Source organism: Pseudarthrobacter sp. BIM B-2242 (assembly GCF_014764445.1).
Taxonomy (GTDB): domain Bacteria; phylum Actinomycetota; class Actinomycetes; order Actinomycetales; family Micrococcaceae; genus Arthrobacter; species Arthrobacter luteus_A.
This window is the reverse complement of the sequence record NZ_CP061721.1, coordinates 701,358-724,889: the sequence shown is the minus strand read 5'-3', so window position 1 is coordinate 724,889 and position 23,532 is coordinate 701,358. Positions and strand designations below refer to the sequence as shown.

At 62.3% G+C, this 23,532-nt stretch carries 9 protein-coding genes, 3 rRNA genes and 2 pseudogenes; 6 read left to right on the top strand and 8 right to left on the bottom strand.

The genetic code is table 11. The features are described from left to right. Positions 1–144: 144 nt before the first annotated feature. Together IDT60_RS03450 and IDT60_RS03445 are read left to right on the top strand one after the other, a co-directional pair. A complete protein-coding gene (locus IDT60_RS03450) occupies positions 145–1,875 on the top strand; it encodes a glycoside hydrolase family 13 protein (protein ID WP_191080876.1) in 1,731 nt (576 codons plus the stop codon). Next, positions 1,875–2,936 carry a LacI family DNA-binding transcriptional regulator gene (locus tag IDT60_RS03445; protein ID WP_191080875.1) on the top strand — a complete coding sequence of 354 codons (1,062 nt, stop codon included), beginning with the start codon at positions 1,875–1,877 and terminating at the stop codon, positions 2,934–2,936. Before IDT60_RS03450 ends, IDT60_RS03445 begins: the two co-directional genes overlap by 1 nt. A gap of 22 nt (positions 2,937–2,958) precedes the next feature. Here the strand turns inward: IDT60_RS03445 and IDT60_RS03440 are convergent, their stop codons facing one another. Next, positions 2,959–3,462 (bottom strand): SRPBCC domain-containing protein, encoded by a 504-nt coding sequence (locus tag IDT60_RS03440; RefSeq protein WP_191080874.1) that lies wholly within the window; start codon positions 3,460–3,462, stop codon positions 2,959–2,961. A 484-nt stretch (positions 3,463–3,946) separates the two neighbouring features. Here IDT60_RS03440 and IDT60_RS03435 point away from each other — a divergent pair. The 3 genes and pseudogenes from IDT60_RS03435 to IDT60_RS03425 form a co-directional block, all read left to right on the top strand. Then, a pseudogene (locus IDT60_RS03435) lies at positions 3,947–4,195 on the top strand (IS110 family transposase); the annotation flags it as partial. 99 nt (positions 4,196–4,294) lie between these two features. Next, the gene (locus IDT60_RS03430) at positions 4,295–5,542 is read left to right on the top strand and encodes an IS256 family transposase (protein ID WP_191081774.1); all 1,248 of its coding nucleotides are present in this window, start codon (positions 4,295–4,297) and stop codon (positions 5,540–5,542) included. A gap of 57 nt (positions 5,543–5,599) precedes the next feature. Then, positions 5,600–6,601: pseudogene (locus IDT60_RS03425) on the top strand (IS110 family transposase); the annotation flags it as partial. A 199-nt stretch (positions 6,602–6,800) separates the two neighbouring features. Here the strand turns inward: IDT60_RS03425 and rrf are convergent. The 6 genes from rrf to IDT60_RS03395 form a co-directional block, all read right to left on the bottom strand. Beyond that, positions 6,801–6,917: ribosomal RNA gene (gene rrf / locus IDT60_RS03420) — 5S ribosomal RNA — on the bottom strand. Positions 6,918–7,150: 233 nt separating this feature from the next. Beyond that, a 23S ribosomal RNA gene (locus IDT60_RS03415) occupies positions 7,151–10,289 on the bottom strand. 504 nt (positions 10,290–10,793) lie between these two features. After that, positions 10,794–12,317 (bottom strand): 16S ribosomal RNA (locus IDT60_RS03410). The 16S, 23S and 5S rRNA genes sit together here, the layout of an rRNA operon. A gap of 474 nt (positions 12,318–12,791) precedes the next feature. Next, positions 12,792–16,529, bottom strand: a complete 3,738-nt coding sequence (locus tag IDT60_RS03405) for a 1,4-alpha-glucan branching enzyme (RefSeq protein ID WP_191080873.1) — start codon at positions 16,527–16,529, stop codon at positions 12,792–12,794. Between the two features lies 1 nt (position 16,530). After that, a complete protein-coding gene (treS, locus tag IDT60_RS03400; RefSeq protein WP_164202216.1) occupies positions 16,531–18,327 on the bottom strand; it encodes a maltose alpha-D-glucosyltransferase in 1,797 nt (598 codons plus the stop codon). Further along, complete coding sequence (locus IDT60_RS03395) at positions 18,324–20,405, bottom strand: alpha-1,4-glucan--maltose-1-phosphate maltosyltransferase (protein WP_191080872.1); 2,082 nt, start codon at positions 20,403–20,405, stop codon at positions 18,324–18,326. The genes treS and IDT60_RS03395 overlap by 4 nt, the downstream gene beginning before the upstream one ends. A gap of 152 nt (positions 20,406–20,557) precedes the next feature. Here IDT60_RS03395 and glgP point away from each other — a divergent pair, with 152 nt between their 5' ends. Beyond that, positions 20,558–23,176: an alpha-glucan family phosphorylase gene (gene glgP / locus IDT60_RS03390; RefSeq protein WP_191080871.1), complete on the top strand. Its 2,619-nt coding sequence runs from the start codon at positions 20,558–20,560 to the stop codon at positions 23,174–23,176. Here the strand turns inward: glgP and IDT60_RS03385 are convergent. Then, positions 23,173–23,529: a barstar family protein gene (locus IDT60_RS03385; protein ID WP_191080870.1), complete on the bottom strand. Its 357-nt coding sequence runs from the start codon at positions 23,527–23,529 to the stop codon at positions 23,173–23,175. The two genes, glgP and IDT60_RS03385, sit on opposite strands and share 4 nt — an antisense overlap. Between the last annotated feature and the right edge of the window lie 3 nt (positions 23,530–23,532).

Below are 23,532 nucleotides of genomic sequence, written 5' to 3'. Positions count from 1 at the left end.
ACTCGGCGGTAATATGTCGTAACCGCCGACTGCAAGCGTTTCCACAGGTCAGGCGGGAAGTTCCTTCGTGATCGACCGGCACACTGCAGATTCGTTATGGAAGCGTTTTCATCTTTGACCGAAGATGCGCCTAAGCTGTCTCCCATGTCTGTAGATACAGTGACTTACGCCACAGCACCGCTGACGGGTCCGTTGACTCTCATTCACGAGGCCGGCAATGCCCCCGGGTGGTGGCGATCGGCGGTGATCTACCAGGTATACCCACGGTCTTTCCGGGACCTCAACGGCGACGGCATCGGAGACCTGGCCGGCATCACGGCTGAGCTGCCTCAGCTGGCCGAGCTGGAGGTGGATGCCGTCTGGCTGTCCCCTTTCTACAAATCACCGCAACGCGACGCCGGCTACGACGTCAGCGACTACTGCGACGTTGACCCCATCTTTGGCACGCTGATGGATTTCGACATCATGATGGCCGAGGCCAACCGTTTGGGCCTGCGGGTGATCGTGGATCTCGTTCCGAACCACTGCTCCGACCAGCATGTGGCGTTCCAGGCCGCCGTCGCCGCTCCGCCCGGGAGCCCGGAACGTGACATGTTCATCTTCCGGGACGGCACCGGGCACGACGGCAACGAACCGCCCAACAACTGGCAGTCCCACTTCGGCGGGCCGGCATGGAACCGGATCACCGGGCCGGACGGTCAACCGGAGCAGTGGTACCTGCACCTGTTCGATTCGTCCCAGCCCGATTTCAACTGGGACAACCCCGCCGTCCACGCTGAGTTTGAGCGCGTGCTCCGGTTCTGGCTGGACCGCGGCGTCTCAGGTTTCCGCGTGGACGTTGCCCACGCCCTGGTGAAAGCCCCGGGGCTGCCTGGCTGGAACGGCCGGGCCGACGGCGGAAGCTCGGACGGATACCCCGGCCACGAGGCACCGATGTTCGGCCAGCCCGCCCTGCACGACATCTTCCGTTCCTGGCGGGCAATCCTGGACGGGTACGGGCCGGACCGCATCCTCTGCGCGGAGGCCAACGTTGACCCGCTCCCCCGCCTCGCGGACTGGGTCCGGTCCGATGAGATGCACCAGGCCTTCAATTTCCCGTACCTCCATGCCGGGCTGGATGTCTACCGGCTGCGGAACGTCATCACGGACTCCCTGAATGTCCTGGATGCCGTGGGCGCTCCCAGCACGTGGGTCCTGTCCAACCACGATGTGGTCCGCCATGCCAGCCGGTTCGGCTACAACGGCTTCGGTCCCCGCGACGGCGACGGAATCGGCCCGGCCGATCCCCAGCCGGACACGGCCCTCGGCCGCCGGCGTGCAGCGGCGGCCACGATGTTTATGCTTGGACTTCCGGGCGCGGCCTACCTGTACCAGGGCGAGGAGCTCGGCCTGCCCGACGGCATCGACATTCCGGAACACCAGCGGCAGGACCCCACGTTCGCACGGACGGGCGGCGCGCGGTTGGGCCGTGACGGCTGCCGCGTCCCCTTGCCGTGGCGGGCCGCTGAACGGCACCTCGGCTTCGGCGCCGGGGAGGATCCCTGGCTCCCCCTCCCGGCGAGCTTCACGGAACTGGCGCGGGACGCCCAGGCCGCATCGCCGTCGTCGCACCTTAACCTCTACAAAGGCATGCTGGCGTTGCGCCGCGGGCTGGACCTCGGCGCCGGCTCACTCGCCTGGGCCGAAGACTGGTGCAGCGGTTCCTCCTTGGCCTACGTCAACGGCACTACGCTGGTAATCATGAACCTCAACCACGAGCCCCTGGAACTGCCCGCCGGCCGGGTCCTCCTCCGGAGCGCAGAACCGGTGGCAGGCCATCTCCTCGGCTCAGGCGAAACCGCGTGGCTTCGCATTGACGGAGGCGGCACAGAGTAGTGGGACCCGCAGGCATCAAGGACGTTGCCGACCGCGCCGGGCTGTCCATCGCCACGGTGTCACGGGCGCTCAGCGGCAAGGCGAATGTGTCGGCCAGAAGCCGGCAGCTGGCCAAAGCCGCCGCCGATGAGCTCGGCTTCGTTCCGTCGTACCATGCCTCCAGCCTCGCCTCGGGCCGCAATCACAATGTGGGGTTGGTGGTGCCATCCGTCCACCGCTGGTACTTCTCGTCGGTGGTGGAGGGCGTCTCCGGCGCACTCCTCGACGCCGGCTACGACCTCACGCTGTACAACGTGGGCGACCAGCCGGACCGCCGCCAGAGCGTCCTGAATGATTTCCTGCTGCGAAAGAGGCTGGACGCCGTTATTGCCGTGGCACTGGTCCTCAGTGAGGCCGAGATCAAACAGCTGCTGGCCATCCACCGCCCCATCGTGGGTATTGGCGGCGCGCTGGCCGGTGCCTCCACCATCAGGATCGACGACGCACGCCTGGCACGGGCGGCCACTGAGCACCTCATCGGGCTGGGCCATTCCCGCATCGCGCACCTCACAGGGGATGGGGAGCTGAACCGGGACTTCAAGCTCCCGGGGATCCGCCGCGCCGGCTTTGAATCTGCCATGGCCGCCGCGGGACACACTGTGCGGCCGGAATGGACCGTCTCGGCCGACTTCACCATCCAGGGCGCCTACGCGAGTGCCCGCACGCTCCTCGCCACGGCGGCCGAGCGGCCCACCGCCGTTTTCGCTGCCTCCGACGAAATGGCCATCGGCACTATCCTCGCTGCGCGCGACTTCGGGCTTCGCGTTCCGCAGGATCTCTCTGTCATCGGCATGGACGGCCACGAACTCGGCGAGGTGGTCGGCCTGACCACCATCAGTCAGGATCCCCGCGGGCAGGGCGCCCTCGCAGCCCGCCTCGTGCTGGAAACGCTCGACGCCGGCGCGGAGCCGCGTGCCAACGGAACGGAACCGCGCGCCAACGGAGCCACTTCGGGGCCTACTGACCGGGAGTACCCAACGGAGTTTATCGTCAGGTCCAGCACGGCGGTCCCGCCGGGCTGAGTCCGGGCTGCTGCCCGGGTGTTTAGCCCTGCGCGCCTGAGTCGCCGCCCATGAACCTCACGAACCGGTCCAGCACCGCCGGCCAGCCCTGGGCCGAGGCCGCCCTGGCTGCCGAGGGGTCCTCGGCGCCTTCCCAGCCGTCATGGACAAGCCGGACCTCAGTACCCTTCGGTACAGCTCTGAACGCCACCCGCAGCTCGGTGGACCACAGGGCGGTTGTTCCCGGGTACCAGGAAGCGTGGAAGGACAGCGGCGGCTGCCAGTCATCGATGCTTCCCCAGACGGAAGTCCTGCCATCATCAGCGGTCTCCAGAATGAGGATGTCCTCGAACTCGACATACGAGCCCGCCCCAAACACGCTGTCTGATTCCATCGGCCACCACAAATGGGTGTGATCCGTGAACCCGGCGAAGGCCTGCGCCACCGGTCCGGGCACGGTCACTGTGTGAATGACCGGGTCCAGGCTCTCCGCGGGCTCAGCTTGGCCGGACAGGGCATGTTCCGCGTGACTGAAAAGGTTCTCCATGGACGTCAACTCTACGCGGCCCCTCCCGTGGGACGCTCTCTCACTTAATGCGGGTTTTCGGAGGACGCTCTCTCACTCACTTGATGTGGGGTTTCGGGGAACGCTCTCGCACCCGCCGGCGGGTTCGGGGCAGCCCTGCTGCCTGGGTGTTCGACGGCGGTGCATGGGGTTTGGTGTTTTACAGCGTTAAGTGAGTTTCTCAGGGGCGCTTCGCTCCGCCGTGGAGGCCGAAAATGTGATGCAGCGGTAATGGTTGCGGGGTCTGGAGCTGCCGGAGCAGACTGGAGAGTGTGTTCCGGTCGACCCCGGTCTCTCTTTAGTGCCGGTGAGCCCGTAAGTGAGTTTGGTGGTGGAGGGCACAGCTTTTTATCCGCGGGACCGTGGAATGTTGCCTTTGAGCACGAATGTCAGATTTGTTGTTTATCCGCCTTCCCCGGGACGCAGACGCGATCTGCTGGAACCGATCGGGAAGAGGTGATCTGTCATGGAGGTCGTTCACCCGCGCTGCGCGGGTGTCGATATTTCAAAGAAGGACGCGAAGGTCTGTGTCCGTATCCAGGGCCGCGGCGGCCAGTCCACCACATCCACCGTCACGACCTGGGGTTCAATGACCGGGCAGATCCTGGGGCTGAAGGAACACCTGCTGGACGAACACGTGGATCTCGTGGTGATGGAGGCCACCGGTGATTACTGGCGCCCCTTTTACTACCTGCTTGAAGATGACGGGCTGAACAGAGGGTGTTTCATTGAGTGTGTAAGGGTCCGGTCTCTAACTAGGGTGTGACCTGCGGTTTCGCCCCTGAAAGGACGGGCCCTCTTGGCCGAAATCAGTATGACCACCAACCCCCTTGAAGGCGTTTTGAGCGCCGATCAGATCGATGCCCTCGTCACGGCTGCGGAGGACCTCGGGGAGGGCCGCAACGGAGTTGAGGAACTGCTCTCCCGGATGACCCGTGCGGTCCTGGAACGGGCCCTGGAAACCGAGATGAGCGACCACCTCGGCTACGAGTCCGGGGACCCCGCAGGGCAGGGCACGGGCAACTCCCGCAACGGCAAGACCACCAAGAGCGTTCAGACCCTCCAGGGGCCGGTGCAGGTCACCGTGCCGCGGGACCGGAACAGTTCCTTCGAGCCGGTGATCGTGCCCAAGCGGGCCCGCCGGCTGGGCAAGGTCGAGGACATGATCCTGTCCCTCTACGCCCGCGGGATGAGCACCCGGGACATCGGCTCCCATCTCGATGAGATCTACGGGACCAAGGTCTCCGCGGCGACGATTTCGAGGGTGACCGACGTGATCGCCGATGAGGTCGCCCAGTGGCAGAACCGGCCGCTGGAATCGGTCTACCCGATCGTCTACATCGACGCGATCTGGCTGAAAATCCGGGACGGCGGCGTGGTGGTGAACAAGGCCTGCCACGTGGCCGTGGGCGTGGACGTGGAGGGCCGCAAGCAGGTCCTGGGCCTGTGGCTGGGCACCAGCGAAGGGGCGAAGTTCTGGGCCAACGTGCTCACCGAAATCCGCAACCGCGGAGCGACCGACATCCTGATCCTGTGCTGCGACGGGCTCACCGGGCTGCCGGCAGCGGTGAACAGCATCTACCCCCAGACCGTCGTGCAAACCTGCGTGGTGCACCTGCTGCGCTCGGCCATGAAATACGCCTCCTACGGCGCACGCAAAGCCATGGCCCGGGACATGCGCCCGATCTACACCGCACCGACCGTGCAGGCGGCCGAGCTGGCCATGGAGGCCTTCGCGGAGACCTGGCAGAGCACAGCTCCCGGGGCGGTATTGGCGTGGCGGAACGCGTGGGAGGACTTCACGCCGTTCCTGGCGTTCACCCCGGAGATCCGCAAAGTCATCTACACCACCAACCAGATTGAATCGATCAACTACCAACTGCGAAAAATCACCAAAACCAGGGGCTCATTTCCCTCCGACGAGGCCGCAATCAAGCTGGTCTACCTGGGGATCCGGAACATCGAGACCACCCGCGGCGGCGAGCTCGGAACCGGCACCCAAGGCTGGCACCAGGCCCTGAACGCTTTCGCCGTTCAATTCCCCAACCGACTTCCGATCTGACCACCCGGCAGACCGGATAACCGACCGGTCCCTTACACAGAAAACTTGACACCCCCGCTGAACATCATCCTGGTCAATGCCCATGACGCCAGGAACGTCCCGGGCCGCAAAACCGACGTTTCAGACGCTGCCTGGCTGGCCGACCTGGGCGCCCACGGGCTGGTCCGGGCCTCCTTCGTGCCCCCGCCACCGATCCGTGAACTGCGGGATCTGACCCGGGCCCGGACCATCATCACCCAGGAACGGACCCGGGAGATCCAGCGCCTGGAGAAACTCCTCGAGGACGCCTGCATCAAACTATCCTCCGTAGCTTCGAACATCACCGGGGTCTCCGGACGCCTGATCCTCCAAGCACTCATCGACGGGCAGACCGACCCGGCGGCCCTGGCAGAGATGGCCCAACGCAGGCTGCGGTCCAAAATCCCTGAACTCACCCAAGCACTCACCGGCCGGTTCACCGAACACCACCGCTACATGACCGAACTCTATCTGCACCGGATTGACGCCCACACCGCCGACATCAACGACCTCAGCACCAGGATCGAGGCGGCGATGGAGCCCTTTCGTTTCGCCCGGGAGCTCCTCGTGAGCATCCCGGGGTTCAGCACCACCATCGCGGAAGTCTTCATCGCTGAAACCGGCGCCGACATGAGCATCTTCGCCACCGCAGGGCACCTGGCATCCTGGGCCGGTACCTCTCCGGGATCCAACGAATCCGCCGGACGAATCAAATCCACCAAAACACGGCCCGGCAACCGGTACCTCAAAGGCGCCCTGGGCATCGCTGCCCTGTCCTGCGCGAGATCGAAGAATACCTACTTCGCCGCCAGATACCGACGCATCGCTTCCCGGCGCGGACCCGCCAAAGCCCTCGTCGCCGTCGAACACTCGATCCTCACCGCAGCCTGGCACATGCTCACAACCGGAGAACTCTACAACGACCCGGGCGCCGACTACTTCACCCGGCAGGCACCAGCCAAAGCCAAAGCCCGCGCCATCGGACAACTCGAATCACTCGGCTACCAAGTCACCCTCCAACCCCTACAACAGGCCGGATAGCACCGATCACCCCACGCACCTCACCGTGGTCACCCAATTTTCATGTCAGAGAGGGTTTGCGGGTGGGGTTGGTTCGGCGTGGGTTTTTGGGGTGGTGGTTAAAGCGGGAGAGCCTCCAGGGTGTGTCTGGAGGCTCTGGACGGTTAAATGTGGGAGACCCCCCGACACGTGTGTGTTGGGGGGTCTCGACCTAATGGTGTTCCGGCGGTGACCTACTCTCCCACACCCTCCCGGGTGCAGTACCATCGGCGCTGTGGGTCTTAGCTTCCGGGTTCGGAATGGGACCGGGCGTTTCCCCCACGCTATGACCGCCGTAACCCTTGCTCCGCACCCTGTCCTGGCTGTGCCGGGCGGGGTGGGAAATCTGGTTACAACATGCTTCCTGCCGGTGAGGGCAGGTGTGGTGTTGATTATTGTGTTGTGTTTTTTGTTCCCTGCAACAAATTGGTTTGTTGTTTGGGAACCACATAGTGGACGCAAGCAGTCTTGTTATCTTTGTACTCTCCCCATGGTGTGAACGTCTTTTGAATCCGTTCACGAGGAGAGTGTGTGGTGTAAGTTATCGGCCTATTAGTACCGGTCAGCTTCACGAGTCGTTAGTCCTCGCTTCCACATCCGGCCTATCAACCCAGTGGTCTGGCTGGGGGCCTCTCACACACAAGGTGTATGGAAATCTCATCTCGAAGCGAGCTTCCCGCTTAGATGCTTTCAGCGGTTATCCCATCCGAACGTAGCTAATCAGCGGTGCACTTGGCAGTACAACTGACACACCAGAGGTTCGTCCGTCCCGGTCCTCTCGTACTAAGGACAGCCCTTCTCAAATTTCCTGCGCGCGCAGCGGATAGGGACCGAACTGTCTCACGACGTTCTAAACCCAGCTCGCGTACCGCTTTAATGGGCGAACAGCCCAACCCTTGGGACCTACTCCAGCCCCAGGATGCGACGAGCCGACATCGAGGTGCCAAACCATGCCGTCGATATGGACTCTTGGGCAAGATCAGCCTGTTATCCCCGAGGTACCTTTTATCCGTTGAGCGACGGCCATTCCACAATGTACCGCCGGATCACTAGTCCCGACTTTCGTCCCTGCTCGAGATGTCTCTCTCACAGTCAAGCTCCCTTGTGCACTTACACTCGACACCTGATTGCCAACCAGGCTGAGGGAACCTTTGGGCGCCTCCGTTACTTTTTAGGAGGCAACCGCCCCAGTTAAACTACCCATCAGGCACTGTCCCTGACCCGGATTACGGGCCGAAGTTAGATGTCCAAAGTGACCAGAGTGGTATTTCAACGATGACTCCACCCGAACTGGCGTCCGGGCTTCAACGTCTCCCACCTATCCTACACAAGCCACTCCGAACACCAATACCAAACTATAGTAAAGGTCTCGGGGTCTTTCCGTCCTGCTGCGCGTAACGAGCATCTTTACTCGTACTGCAATTTCGCCGAGTTTATGGTTGAGACAGCGGGGAAGTCGTTACTCCATTCGTGCAGGTCGGAACTTACCCGACAAGGAATTTCGCTACCTTAGGATGGTTATAGTTACCACCGCCGTTTACTGGGGCTTAAATTCTCAGCTTCGCCGCGAACGGCTAACCGGTCCTCTTAACCTTCCAGCACCGGGCAGGAGTCAGTCCGTATACATCGTCTTGCGACTTCGCACGGACCTGTGTTTTTAGTAAACAGTCGCTTCCCCCTGGTCTCTGCGGCCCCGATCCCCTCCCACCAGCGCGTGGTGTTCAAGGTTGGGGCCCCCCTTCTCCCGAAGTTACGGGGGCATTTTGCCGAGTTCCTTAACCATAATTCTCTCGATCGCCTTAGTATTCTCTACCTGATCACCTGTGTCGGTTTGGGGTACGGGCGGCTAAAACCTCGCGTCGATGCTTTTCTCGGCAGCATAGGATCACCAAATCCCCCCTCACGGGGGTCCCATCAGATCTCAGGCATCATGAACAGCGGATTTGCCTACCGTTCGCCCTACATCCTTAGACCGGGACAACCATCGCCCGGCTTGGCTACCTTCCTGCGTCACACCTGTTAATACGCTTGCCTCCCAGGATCAGGTCCCGCGCTCCACCAAAACCCTTCCACCACAAGGGCGGTCAGGCAGGTTTCGGGCGGTTAGTATCCCCTGTTCAACATGGACGGTTTTTCGCCGGTACGGGAATATCAACCCGTTGTCCATCGACTACGCCTGTCGGCCTCGCCTTAGGTCCCGACTTACCCAGGGCAGATTAGCTTGACCCTGGAACCCTTGATCATTCGGCGGACGGGTTTCTCACCCGTCTTTCGCTACTCATGCCTGCATTCTCACTCGTGTAGGCTCCACCGCTGGTTTACACCGCGACTTCACTGCCCACACGACGCTCCCCTACCACTCCAAACGCCTGAACCAACCCCACAAGGGAGCGGCTTGGCTAATATTTGAAATCCACAACTTCGGCGGTGTACTTGAGCCCCGCTACATTGTCGGCGCGGAATCACTTGACCAGTGAGCTATTACGCACTCTTTTAAGGATGGCTGCTTCTAAGCCAACCTCCTGGTTGTCTTCGCAACTCCACATCCTTTCCCACTTAGCACACGCTTAGGGGCCTTAGTTGGTGGTCTGGGCTGTTTCCCTCTCGACTATGAAGCTTATCCCCCACAGTCTCACTGCTGCGCTCTCACTTACCGGCATTCGGAGTTTGGCTGACGTCAGTAACCTTGTAGGGCCCATTAGCCATCCAGTAGCTCTACCTCCAGCAAGAAACACGCAACGCTGCACCTAAATGCATTTCGGGGAGAACCAGCTATCACGAAGTTTGATTGGCCTTTCACCCCTACCCACAGCTCATCCCCTCCATTTTCAACTGAAGTGGGTTCGGTCCTCCACGACGTCTTACCGTCGCTTCAACCTGGCCATGGGTAGATCACTTCGCTTCGGGTCTAGATCACGCCACTGCAACGCCCTATTCAGACTCGCTTTCGCTACGGCTTCCCCACACGGGTTAACCTCGCGACGTAACACTAACTCGCAGGCTCATTCTTCAAAAGGCACGCCGTCACCAGAATCAGACTGGCTCCGACGGATTGTAAGCACACGGTTTCAGGTACTGTTTCACTCCCCTCCCGGGGTACTTTTCACCTTTCCCTCACGGTACTGGTCCGCTATCGGTCATTAGGGAGTATTTAGGCTTATCAGGTGGTCCTGACAGATTCGCACGGGATTTCTCGGGCCCCGTGCTACTTGGGATACTCTCCAGGCGGCACAAAACATTTCGGTTACGGGGCTCACACCCTCTCTGGCCGGCCTTTCAAGACCGTTCACCTATGCCTGCACATCACACCTCACTGTCCCGGCAGAGACAGTATGGAAAGTCCCACAACCCCGACCATGCAACGCCCGCCGGCTATCACACATGGAACGGTTTAGCCTGATCCGCGTTCGCTCGCCACTACTAACGGAATCACTATTGTTTTCTCTTCCTGCGGGTACTGAGATGTTTCACTTCCCCGCGTTCCCTCCACGCACCCTATGTGTTCAGATGCGGGTCACCAGGCAGATCGCTCCCCTGGCGGGGTTTCCCCATTCGGACACCCTGGGATCACAGTCCGGTTATCGACTCCCCCAGGCTTATCGCAGATTCCTACGTCCTTCTTCGGCTCCTAATGCCAAGGCATCCACCGTGTGCTCTTAAAAACTTGACCACAAAAGATCAAAAAACTACTTCACGAGAGAACCATGAAAACCATCACTCCATCCCGAAAGACAGAACAACAGATCCAGGTTCATATTCTTGGAAATTGCTTCTTATAAAAGATGCTCGCGTCCACTATGTAGTTCTCAAACAACAACCCCAAACCACACACCCCACACACACAACATGCGCGATCGATGCAGCCAGGAAACCAGAAACAAACAAACCCGGAACCCTCCCCAAGGGAAGAACCCCGGCCCTGTTGCCTCAGGACCCAACAGTGTGCCAAACACTACCCAGCAACCCGAACCAGCGAGCGTTCCAGGACAACTGATCTTCCGAAGAAAAACAATGTCCGTACTAACAACCGGTCCGTGCCACCAGGCACCTATTTGCTGATATTCCACCCGTGAGCACCCGCCGCAGAACAAACGTCTGCGCAACGGGCATATACTCCTGACAACCCCGCCACACTCACATAACGTGAGGCACGGTGACTGTAGGTGCTCCTTAGAAAGGAGGTGATCCAGCCGCACCTTCCGGTACGGCTACCTTGTTACGACTTAGTCCCAATCGCCAGTCCCACCTTCGACAGCTCCCTCCCCGTAAGGGGTTAGGCCACCGGCTTCGGGTGTTACCAACTTTCGTGACTTGACGGGCGGTGTGTACAAGGCCCGGGAACGTATTCACCGCAGCGTTGCTGATCTGCGATTACTAGCGACTCCGACTTCATGGGGTCGAGTTGCAGACCCCAATCCGAACTGAGACCGGCTTTTTGGGATTAGCTCCACCTCACAGTATCGCAACCCTTTGTACCGGCCATTGTAGCATGCGTGAAGCCCAAGACATAAGGGGCATGATGATTTGACGTCGTCCCCACCTTCCTCCGAGTTGACCCCGGCAGTCTCCTATGAGTCCCCGCCATTACGCGCTGGCAACATAGAACGAGGGTTGCGCTCGTTGCGGGACTTAACCCAACATCTCACGACACGAGCTGACGACAACCATGCACCACCTGTGAACCGACCGCAAGCGGGGCACCTGTTTCCAGGTATTTCCAGTCCATGTCAAGCCTTGGTAAGGTTCTTCGCGTTGCATCGAATTAATCCGCATGCTCCGCCGCTTGTGCGGGCCCCCGTCAATTCCTTTGAGTTTTAGCCTTGCGGCCGTACTCCCCAGGCGGGGCACTTAATGCGTTAGCTACGGCGCGGAAAACGTGGAATGTCCCCCACACCTAGTGCCCAACGTTTACGGCATGGACTACCAGGGTATCTAATCCTGTTCGCTCCCCATGCTTTCGCTCCTCAGCGTCAGTTAATGCCCAGAGACCTGCCTTCGCCATCGGTGTTCCTCCTGATATCTGCGCATTTCACCGCTACACCAGGAATTCCAGTCTCCCCTACATCACTCTAGTCTGCCCGTACCCACCGCAGATCCGGAGTTGAGCCCCGGACTTTCACGGCAGACGCGACAAACCGCCTACGAGCTCTTTACGCCCAATAATTCCGGATAACGCTTGCGCCCTACGTATTACCGCGGCTGCTGGCACGTAGTTAGCCGGCGCTTCTTCTGCAGGTACCGTCACTTTCGCTTCTTCCCTACTGAAAGAGGTTTACAACCCGAAGGCCGTCATCCCTCACGCGGCGTCGCTGCATCAGGCTTTCGCCCATTGTGCAATATTCCCCACTGCTGCCTCCCGTAGGAGTCTGGGCCGTGTCTCAGTCCCAGTGTGGCCGGTCACCCTCTCAGGCCGGCTACCCGTCGTCGCCTTGGTGAGCCATTACCTCACCAACAAGCTGATAGGCCGCGAGTCCATCCAAAACCACAAAAAGCTTTCCACCCCCCACCATGCGATGAGGAGTCATATCCGGTATTAGACCCAGTTTCCCAGGCTTATCCCAGAGTCAAGGGCAGGTTACTCACGTGTTACTCACCCGTTCGCCACTAATCCCCCCACAAGTGAGGTTCATCGTTCGACTTGCATGTGTTAAGCACGCCGCCAGCGTTCATCCTGAGCCAGGATCAAACTCTCCGTTGAAGTAAAACAAAAACGAACACAACACAGAAACCACGGAAATAACGCGGCAACCGCACTGCAAAATTTGAAACCAGCTGTAAAAACCAGACCACACCACAGGGGCGGCATGACCCGGCCAATTCAACCAATTCAATACAATAAATTGGTATCAACAAACTTGGCACACTATTGAGTTCTCAAACAACAGACACACCCGGCACCACCACCAGCACTTCTCAGCCGTGGATCGCTCCGGAGCAACTTTTCAAACTTACCGGCTGGTCCAGCTCTTGTCAAACCGGCGTCCGCGACTCGCTTCAGCCTAGGGCTTTCGTGTCGGTTTTTCCGTCTGACTCCGTGGAGCAGCGCGGAAATAAACTCTACCACCACTTTTTGGGGTTGACCACCCGCCCCCCGGACGGCATCCCGCTACCCCTCCATCATCCAACGAAAAAGCCCGGAATCTCAAGGGATTCCGGGCTTTTTCTTGCGGTCTTAAGAGACCGGCTTCACACTTTCCTGTCCAGCGGACGGCCGCTTAACCGCCGTCCGTGCACCGGGCTTGAAGTACGCCGCACCCAGCGGCGGAAGCGTGACGCTGAGAGTCGCCGGCTGACCGTCGAGCCCTTCGTCAGTGGCAGTCAGCGATCCGGCGTTCAGGACTCCCGATCCGCCATAGGTCTCCGCATCGGTATTGAGCACCTCAACCCAGTCGCCGGCGGCCGGAACCCCCAGGGTGTAACCCACATGAGGTCCGCCGGAGAAGTTGATGGCGCAGACCAGCGGGTTGCCGTCCTTGTCCCAGCGGATGAAGGTCAGGACGTTGCGGTCAGCGTCTCCACCATTGATCCATTGGAAACCGCCCGGTTCGTTGTCCCGCGTGTACAGCGCCGGCGTCGAGCTGTAGAGCTCGTTGAGGTCCTTGGTCAGGAGCTGTATTCCGTTGTGCGCCGGAATGTCGGCCAAGTACCAGTCCAGGCCGTGCTGTTCGGACCATTCGGCCTCCTGCCCGAACTCGGTACCCATAAAAATGAGCTGCTTACCGGGGTGGGCCCACTGGTACGCCAGGAACGCGCGGAGGTTGGCCAGCTGCTGCCAGCGGTCACCGGGCATCTTCCGGAGCATGGACCCTTTGCCGTGCACTACTTCGTCATGGCTGATCGGGAGCAGGAAGTTCTCCGTGAACGCGTAGACCATCGAGAACGTCACCGTCCCGTGGTGCCACTTTCGGTTTACCGGGTCTTCGGAGACGTACTTGAGGGAGTCGTGCATCCAGCCCATGTTCCACTTAAGGCCGAAGCCGAGGCCTCCGTGGCTCGTCGGTGCTGTCACGCCCGGGAACGCCGTGGATTCTTCCGCAATCATCACGGCGCCGGGGTGTGTCTTGTAGACAGTGGCGTTGACTTCCTGCAGGAAGGACATGGCTTCGAGGTTTTCCCGGCCGCCGAAACGGTTGGGTGACCATTGCCCGTCCTCACGCGAGTAGTCCAGGTACAGCATCGAGGCCACGGCATCCACCCTGAGCCCGTCGATGTGGAACTCGTCGAGCCAGTACAGTGCGTTGGCCACGAGGAAGTTCCGCACTTCGGTCCGGCCGAAGTCGAAAATCAGCGTTCCCCAGTCGGGGTGCTCCCCCAGGTTTGGATCAGCGTGCTCATACAGCGCCTCGCCGTCAAACTGGGCCAATGCCCAGGAATCCTTGGGGAAGTGCGCCGGGACCCAGTCCAGGAGCACACCGATGCCGGCCTGGTGAAGGGAGTCCACCAGGAACCGGAACTCGTCCGGGTGGCCGAACCGCGAGGTCGGCGCGAAGTAGGACGTGACCTGGTAGCCCCAGGAGCCGCCGAAGGGGTGTTCGGCAACGGGCATGAACTCCACGTGCGTAAAGCCGAGCCACTTGACGTAGTCCACCAGTTCCTTGGCCAGTTCGCGGTAGCCCAGGCCCAGGCGCCACGAGCCGAGGTGGACTTCGTAGACGCTCATGGGGGAATTGTGCGGGTCACGCTGGGCGCGTGCCTCCATCCATTCGGCGTCCTTGAACGCATAGGACGGCTCAACCACCCTGGAGGCCGTCAGCGGCGGGACCTCGGTGCCGAAGGCGAGGGGGTCTGCTTTTTCGACCCAGTTGCCGTACTTGGTCTTGATTTCAAATTTGTAGCACGCCCCTGCTAAAACGCCGGGGACGAAGACTTCCCACACACCGGAGGAGCCCAGTGAGCGGAGCGAATTTTCGCGGCCGTCCCATGCGTTGAAGTCGCCCTTGACCCGGACCGCCTGCGCGTTGGGGGCCCAGACTGCGAAGGACACGCCGTCGACGTCGCCCAGGGAGGACTTGTAATGCTGGACGTGGGCGCCCAGCACTTCCCAGAGCTTCTCGTGCCGGCCTTCACCAATCAGGTGCAGGTCCACTTCACCCACCGTGGGCAGGTAGCGGTAGGGCTCGTCCACAGTTACCGGTTCTGCCCCGGCGTACGTAACTTCCAGCCGGTAGTCAGGCACGTGGCCGGCCTGAAGCGGTTCCATGACCGCCACCCATACGCCGTGCTCCTCGTGCTGCATAGGGATGGACCCGGCAGCAGTCACAACGGTCACGGCTTCCGCAAGGTGCTTTACCGTCCTGACCGTGACGTGGCCATGGTTGTCCAGATGGGCACCGAGTACCGAGTGCGGCGCGTGGTGTTCGCCGTTTGCCACCTGGCCCAAAGTGTCCGGGTCCACGTGAAGCGGCACACTCGGCCTGTCTGTTGGTGCTGAACCGGTCATGTTGATACCTTCCGATGCTGCGCCGGCCTGTTCGCCGGAGCCTTTAACGCTGAGGAGCCGCCTGGACGCATTCGCAGGAATGGCCAGCCAGTCGGGTCTGTTCCGCAATTCATAAACAACTTCGTAAAGTGCCTTGTCCAGCCACAATGCCACAAACAGCGGCGAACGGCGGTCGATGGTGCCGGGAGTGACCTCGGCATAACCGGCGAGGAAGGCGTCTGCACAATCATCCACCCACGATGCCGGAACGCGCGCGCCCTGGTACTCCCGTTCTGCCGCACCGGCCGCGTAGTCGAAGGAGCGAAGCATCCCCACCACGTCCCGGAGCGGAACGTCGGGGAAATTGCGCTCGGCGATCGGCCGGAGGGGCTCACCCTCAAAGTCCAGGATGGCCCATCGGCCAGGATCGCCGTCGTGGCCGGGGACCTGCAAAATCTGCCCGAGGTGGAGATCGCCGTGGATCCGCTGCAGCGGTCCTGCAGCCACGACGTCGAGCTCGCCAAGCAGCGCCTCCAGCGCCTCGTCATAGGGCCCGACGGCGGCAGCGGCTTCTGCCCATGCCTGGCGGACACGCTGGGCTACTCCGGGCGCAATGACCTGGCCGGGGACCGGCTCCACGGACGTGCCGAGGGCGGCGGCAAGCCGGCGGTGGACAGTGGCCGTAGCTGCGCCGAGGGCATGTGCCTCGGCAGTGAAGTCCTCGCCCGTCCGGGCGGCATCCACGGCGAGTCGCCACGCATCACGGCCACCGGCAAGAAATTCGTGGGCTACCGCAAGCTCGCCCTGTGCCTGGAGGGAAAAACCCGAGGGAAGGTCGCCGGGCCGGTCCTGATCAGGTACCCGCCATTCCCCGCGCACCCAGCCGAGCGTGGCGGGCACCTCGGATGTGCCTTCGGCGGTCAGCGCCGCACCCACCTCGACCTCCGGGTTGACGCCTTCTGAAAGGACGCGGAAGAACTTCACAATGGCCGCCGACTCGCCGTCGTCGACAATGACGGAACTGTTGGACTGCTCCCCGGACAGCACTTTGACCATGCCGTGCGCTGTGGGCAGGCGGTGGTCCGATCCTGTACGGTGTCCGGTCGCCGCACCCGAGAGCGGGTGCGATTCGGACCGGATCAGTTCCAGCCAGGCAGCCACAAAGGAAGGATCGTGCACGGCGTCGTAGATCCAGTCGATCCCGGCGTCGGGTGCCCGGCCCACCAGCGCACCTTCAGCGCCGGAGAGGGGGACATCGCGATAACTCAACGGAACCTGGACCACGTCGGTCCGCTGCCCGCCGTCGGCCGTCCGGTAGGAGACGGCCAGCAGGAAGACCTGCAGCTGCGCCTGCCCGGCAGGATCCTCGAGGCTCAGGCTGCCAGCCAGCTCCAGCGAAAAATCGGCAGACTTCACCGGGAACCAGCGCTGGAGCGGAAGCCATTCCCGCAGGGCGGCACTGAGCGTGGGTATGAGCGTGGGTTCGTTCATGTCAGTTCTCGATGGACAGGACGGGGAGCGCCTGCGTATACGGGGAAGATGGGTTCGACGTCGCTGAGCGGACCCGCAGCCAGAAGAAATCATGGCTTCCCAAGGTCAGTGTCAGCGATCCCTCTTCGTCAATCCCGGGGAAGGGCTGGCCGCCGAAGACGTCGCGCAGGCCGCGACCGGCGTATTGCGGGATCCGCAGTTTAGCGGCGACCGGGTGCTGGGAAAGGTTGAACGCACAGAGAATGACTTCCCCGGCCTCCCCCATCGTGTTGTCCTCCGAGAGTTCGCGCAGGTACGACACGACGGCGTCATGATCCGCTTCGACGTGCTTGAAGGCCCCCAGCCCGAACGCCGGGTGGTTCTTGCGGACGCTGAGGATCTGCCGGGTCCAGCGGAGCAGGGAACCGGAATGCGCAGCCTCGGCTTCGACGTTGGCCATTCCGTAGTTGTAGACCAGGGACTGGATCACCGGGAGGTAAAGCTTTCCCGGGTCCGCGTGGGAGAAACCGGCGTTGCGGTCCGGATTCCACTGCATCGGGGTACGCACAGCGTCGCGGTCCTCGAGCCAGATGTTGTCCCCCATGCCGATCTCGTCCCCGTAGTACAGGAACGGGCTGCCGGGCAGCGACAGCAGCAGGGCGTTGATCAGTTCGATCTCGGCACGGGAATTATCCAGCAGGGGCGCCAGCCGGCGGCGGATACCGATGTTTGCACGCATCCGGGGGTCCGGCGCGTACCAGCCCAGCATGGCGGCCCGCTCATCCGCTGTGACCATTTCAAGGGTCAGCTCATCGTGGTTCCGCAGGAACGTGCCCCACTGGGCACCCTCCGGAATTTCGGGCGTGTCCTGCATGGTCTCGATGATCGGGGCGGCCTTCTGGTCGCGCAGGGCGTAGTAGAGCCGCGGCATGATGGGAAAGTGGAAGGCCATGTGGCACTCGGGCTCTTCCGCTGTTCCGAAGTACTCCACCACTTCGTTGGGCGGCTGGTTGGCCTCGGCGATGATGACGCGGCCGGGGTAGCTTTCGTCCACCATGGCCCGCAGCTTGCGCAGGAAATCGTGCGTGGCCGGAAGGTTTTCGCAGTTGGTCCCCTCTTCCTCGAAGAGGTAGGGAATCGCATCGGCCCGGAAGCCGTCGATGCCCTGGTCCAGCCAGAACCGCACCACGTCAAAAAGTGCTTCGATGACCCGGGGGTTTTCAAAGTTGAGGTCAGGCTGGTGGCTGAAAAAGCGGTGCCAGAAGAACTGCCGGCGGATCGGATCGAAGGTCCAGTTGGACTCCTCCGTGTCCACGAAGATGATGCGCGCATCCTGGTACTTCTCGTCGGTATCGCTCCATACGTAAAAATCGCCGAACGGGCCGTCAGGGTCCTTACGCGACTCCTGGAACCAGGGGTGCTGGTCCGAGGTGTGGTTCAGCGGCAGGTCGATGATGACCCGGACGCCGCGGGCGTGGGCCTCGGCAACCAGCCGCTTGAAGTCGCTGATGGTTCCGAACTCATCCAGCACGGAGTTGTAATCCGAGATGTCGTAACCGCCATCGCGCAGGGGCGACTGGAAGAACGGCGGCAGCCACAGGCAGTCCACGCCCAGCCACTGCAGGTAGTCAAGCCTGTCAATTAGGCCCGAGAAATCGCCCGAACCATCTCCGTTCGCATCCGCAAATGCCCTGACCAGTACTTCGTAAAACACGGCCTTCCGGTACCACAGAGGGTCGTGCGCCAAGCCCGGGGCGTTTAGCTCAAACGTGCTTTTGGGAGTGAAATGCTGACTGGAACTTTGCGGGTTAAAACTCACTGATGCAATCTCCGTACGCTCAGAATGTGTGCGGGTTCGACGTGCGCGTCCAGGCGGACGTAATTGTATTCGCCCCACTCCCAGGATTCGCCGGAAATGAGGTCGTCCACGCGGAACGCGCCATTGGGCAACAAATCCTCGGCATCGAGTTGGAGGGCCGCCAGATCCAGCGAGACGGTGCTCTCCCTCGTGCCGTGGGGATCCACGTTGACCACCACAATGATGGTGTCCTTGGTGCCGTCCGGAAGGGTCTTGTGCTTGGAGTAGACAACGGTCGCGTCATCCGAGCTGTGGTGGACAGTGAGGTTCTGCAGATCCTGCAGCGCCGGGTGGGAGTGCCGGATGCTGTTGAGCCTGGTCAGGTACGGGGCCAGGGTGCGGCCCGACTCAGCCGCAGCGTCCCAGTCACGGGCCTTGTATTCGAACTTTTCATTGTCGATGTATTCTTCCGCCCCGGGGCGGGCCACATGCTCGTACAGCTCGAAACCGGCATAAACACCCCACAACGGGCTGGCCGTCGATGCCAGTGCCGCGCGGATCTTGAAGGCCGCCGGACCGCCGAACTGGAGGTACTCCGTCAGGATATCCGGTGTGTTGACGAAGAAATTCGGGCGGAAGAAAGCGGCGGACTCGTGGCTGACCTCGGCGAAGTAAGTTTCGAGTTCCTTTTTCGTGTTCCGCCACGTGAAGTAGGTGTAGGACTGCTGGAATCCGGCCCGGCCCAGGGCGTGCATCATCGCGGGGCGTGTAAATGCCTCTGCCAGGAACACCACGCCGGGGGTCTTTTTGTTGACCTGCGCAATGAGCCATTCCCAGAACCACACCGGCTTTGTATGCGGATTGTCCACCCGGAAAATCTTGACGCCATGGCTGACCCACAGCTGGACGATCCGGAGGATTTCCTTGGCCAGCCCCTCGGGATCATTGTCGAAATTCAGCGGGAAGATATCCTGGTATTTTTTCGGCGGATTTTCGGCGTAGGCAATGCTGCCGTCAACACGGGTGGTAAACCACTCAGGGTGAGACTCCACCCAAGGGTGGTCGGGGGCGGCCTGCAGCGCCAGGTCCAGGGCAACTTCCAGCCCCAGTTCATTGGCGCGGGCAACAAATGCGTCAAAGTCCTCGAACGTGCCAAGATCCGGATGGATGGCGTCGTGTCCGCCCTCCTTGGCGCCGATGGCCCACGGCGAGCCGGGGTCGTGGGGCCCAGCGATCAGGGTGTTGTTCGGGCCCTTGCGGTGCTGAATTCCGATCGGGTGGATCGGCGGCATGTAGATCACATCGAAGCCCATGGCTGCCACTGCATCCAGCCGCTTGGCAGCCGTCCGGAAGTTACCTGAGGTCCAGGCCCCGGTGGTGTGGTCCCGGACCGCCCCTTCGGAGCGTGGGAAGAATTCGTACCAGGCCCCGCGTCCTGCGAGGTCGCGCTCCACAAGCAGCGGGAACTGCTCGGAGGCCGTCACCAGTTCACGGATCGGCTGGCGGTTCACGACATCTGCCACGTCGGCGCCGAAGCCGCCGGCAAGGCGCTCTTCTTCGGTGAGGGACCCGTTGCCCAGGATTGAGGCAGCCATGCGCAGGGTTCGCCGGTCCGACGCACTGCGGGAGACGTCGTCGGCCGCTTCTGACAGCAGTGCCTCGCCTTCGGCGAGCATCAGCTCCACGTCGATGCCCGCGGCGACCTTAACTTCCGCGTTGTGGTGCCAGGTTCCGTAGCGGTCGTGCCAGGCCTCGATGAAAAAGGTCCAGTTTCCAACGCCCGACGGCGTGAGGATCCCCTCCCAGCGGTCCGTCCCCATGCCGCGTTCCCCCCTGGGCGGCGCCAGGCGTACGCGCTGGCGTTCCTTCCCGCGGGGATCCAAAAGGACGGCGCTGACACCAAGCTGGTCATGGCCCTCCCGGAAAGCGGTGGCACCGACCACGATATCCTCGCCCGGCAAGGCCTTGGCAGGGTATTTTCCACCCTCAACCACAGGCTGTACGGCGGTGATCGGAAAACGGCCAAACCTGAGGCCGTCGGTGATTTTGCCTTTGGGCTTTTTCTTTAGGGCGGCGGTGGTTCCTGAGTTAGTCGTCACATGCTCGACGTTAGCGAGAAATGGCCCGGATTGCTAAGCCTGCGATGCTTTTTGACCACAAGATCAGGATTTTTCGCCACACCCACTGTCATTTACCTAAAAGATAGCCTTTCCGGTTCCGGACGTTGATCTTGTCGGTTAGTGTGACGCAGGTGAAGGCAATCCGCAGATTTACCGTCAGAACTGTCCTCCCCGAGCCGATCAGGCCCCTGGTCCGGTTGGCGACCAACCTGCGCTGGTCCTGGCACCGGCCCACCCGGGAACTTTTCGCCAGCCTCAACCTCCGGAAATGGGAGGAAAGCGGGCAGGATCCGGTGAGCTTCCTGGGCCGGGTCAGCCGTGAGGAGTTCCAGGCCCTGGCCGCGGACAAGTCCGTTGTGGAACGTGTCCGGGCCGCCGCCGATGACCTCGACCGGTACCTCGACGAGCCGCGCTGGTACCAGGGCCTGGGCGCCGATGCCCCCGCCGCCATCGCGTACTTCTCCCCCGAATTTGGCATCACCGAGGTCCTGCCGCAGTACTCGGGCGGCCTTGGCATCCTGGCCGGCGACCACCTCAAGGCGGCATCGGACCTGGGCGTGCCCCTGATCGGCGTCGGGCTCCTGTACCAGGCCGGCTACTTCAAGCAGTCTCTGTCCAGGGACGCCTGGCAGCAGGAAACGTACCCGGTCCTGGACCCGGACGGCCTTCCCCTGACCCTGCTCCGGGAGCCGTCCGCCGGCGGTAACGGCCGGCCCCTGCAGATCGCCCTTCCGTTGCCCAACGGCCGGCGGCTCCTGGCGCACATCTGGCGTGCCGACGTCGGACGTGTTCCCCTGCTGCTCCTTGACTCCAACGTTCCGGGCAACGACGACGCCGCCCGCGGCGTCACCGACCGGCTCTACGGCGGCGGCGGCGACCATCGCCTGCAGCAGGAACTCCTGCTGGGCATGGGCGGGGTCAAGGCACTGCGCGCCTACCAGCAGCTCACCGGGACGGCGGCACCCGAGGTGTTCCACACCAATGAGGGGCACGCCGGTTTCCTGGGGATCGAGCGGATCCAGGAGCTGATGTCCGGCGAGGCGGCCCTGACCTTTGACGAGGCCCTCGCAGCCGGCCGCGCCTCCACCGTCTTCACCACCCACACCCCGGTGCCTGCGGGCATTGACCGCTTTGAGATTTCGCAGATCCAGCACTTCTTCCAGGCCGGACTGGCGCCCGCCGTGCCGGTGGACCGGATCCTGGAGCTTGGCCGGGAAAACTACGCCGACGGCAACCCGTCAGTCTTCAACATGGCGGTCATGGGCCTTCGGCTGGCGCAGCGGGCCAACGGCGTGGCCAAGCTGCACGGCGAAGTCTCACGCGGGATGTTCTCCGCGCTGTGGCCTGGCTTTGACCACTCCGAGGTGCCCATCACCTCCGTCACCAACGGCGTGCACGTACCCACCTGGGTTGACGGGCGCATCGCCCGGCTCGCCCGGGAACAGTTCGGGCCCGAGGCCGAAGCCAACGGGCGCTGGGACCTGGCCTACAACGTCAGCGATGCCGACGTCTGGGCCCTGCGCCGGGCCATGCGGTCCGCCCTCGTGGACGACGTCCGCCGCCGGCTGAGGGCTGCCTGGAAGAAGCGGGGTGCCGCCGACGCCGAGCTCGCCTGGACGGACAGCGTGCTGGACCCCGATGTCCTGACCATCGGCTTCGCCCGCCGCGTCCCGACGTACAAGCGCCTTACCCTGATGCTGCGCGAGCCTGACCGGCTCAAGGCACTGCTGCTGCACCCCGAGCACCCCATCCAGCTCGTGATCGCCGGAAAATCCCACCCGGCCGATGATGCGGGCAAGAAAATGATCCAGGACCTGGTCCGTTTCACCGACGACCCCGAAGTCCGGCACAGGATTGCCTTCCTGCCGAACTATGACATCGCCATGGCCAGGACGCTCTTCCCGGGCTGCGACGTGTGGCTGAACAACCCGCTGCGCCCGCTGGAGGCCTGCGGCACGTCGGGCATGAAGGCCGCCATCAACGGTTCGCTGAACCTTTCGGTGATGGACGGCTGGTGGGACGAGATGTACGACGGCGAAAACGGCTGGGCCATCCCCACGGCCAACAATGATGCGTCCCCCGAGGAGCGCGACGACATCGAGGCGGCTGCGCTCTACGAACTTCTGGAGACGCAGGTGGCGCCGCGCTTCTACGGGAGCACGGTGTCCAGCAGCGCGGGAGCGGCCGGGCCTTCGAGCACCGGCGCGGAGAAGGTTCCCACGCACTGGGTGTCCATGATCAAGCACACCCTGTCGCACCTGGGTCCGGCGGTGTCCGCGGAACGTATGTTGCATGACTACGTGAACGTCCTCTACCGGCCGGCTGCGGAGGCAGGACGCCGGGCTGTTGCCAACTCCTACTCGCAGGCCCGGTCCCTGGCAGCCTGGACAGCCCAGGTGCGTTCCGCCTGGCCCCTGCTGCATGTGGAGCACGTGGATTCCGTGGGAGTCTCCGAGGATCCGCAGATCGGGGACACCATGCAGGTGAACGCGTACGTCGCGCTGCATACCCTGACGCCCGCTGACGTCTCGGTGGAGGTGGCTTATGGCCGCGCCGAGGAAAGCGACACCCTGTCGGATGTGACCCTGATGGAACTGCAGGCCAAGGAGGACCTGGGCAGCGGGCGCCACCTGTTCAGCGGCTCCCTGACGATCGACCGCTCCGGCCCGTTCGGCTACACCGTCCGCGTCCTGCCCCGGCACGAGGCACTGGCGTCAAAGGCTGAACTGGGGCTGATCGTCAACGCCTAGAGGAGAACGGCGGTGACGGACAGGTCGCTGCCGGCGTAGCTCTCGGCATCCTGGAGGACCTCGCAGATAATCCCGAAGGAACGGTCGCCGCGGAATGCCGCGGCGACCTGCCAGATCAGCGTGACCGGAACGTCGCCGTTTTCGCTGATGCTGTCTGCGAAATCGTGCAGGGAATCGTTCAGGGCGTCCAGGTTCACTCCGTAGTGCTCGGGGAACGCCAGGACTTCACCGAAGGTTTCCAGGACCGCCCGTTTGCTGTCCGCGGCAGGCACCACCAGGACGCGGCGGCCCGCATCGGCCACCTGTTCCTGGAGTTCTTCCATGGTCCAGGTGTCGGCGGAGTAGATTTTCATACC

Excerpts from the sequence above, each read along its gene's own strand:
- IDT60_RS03430 (WP_191081774.1), top strand. The coding sequence starts at position 4,295 with ATGACCACCAACCCCCTTGAAGGCGTTTTGAGCGCCGATCAGATCGAT.
- IDT60_RS03385 (WP_191080870.1), bottom strand. The coding sequence starts at position 23,529 with ATGAAAATCTACTCCGCCGACACCTGGACCATGGAAGAACTCCAGGAA.
- IDT60_RS03440 (WP_191080874.1), bottom strand. The coding sequence starts at position 3,462 with ATGGAGAACCTTTTCAGTCACGCGGAACATGCCCTGTCCGGCCAAGCT.
- IDT60_RS03405 (WP_191080873.1), bottom strand. The coding sequence starts at position 16,529 with ATGAACGAACCCACGCTCATACCCACGCTCAGTGCCGCCCTGCGGGAA.
- IDT60_RS03450 (WP_191080876.1), top strand. The coding sequence starts at position 145 with ATGTCTGTAGATACAGTGACTTACGCCACAGCACCGCTGACGGGTCCG.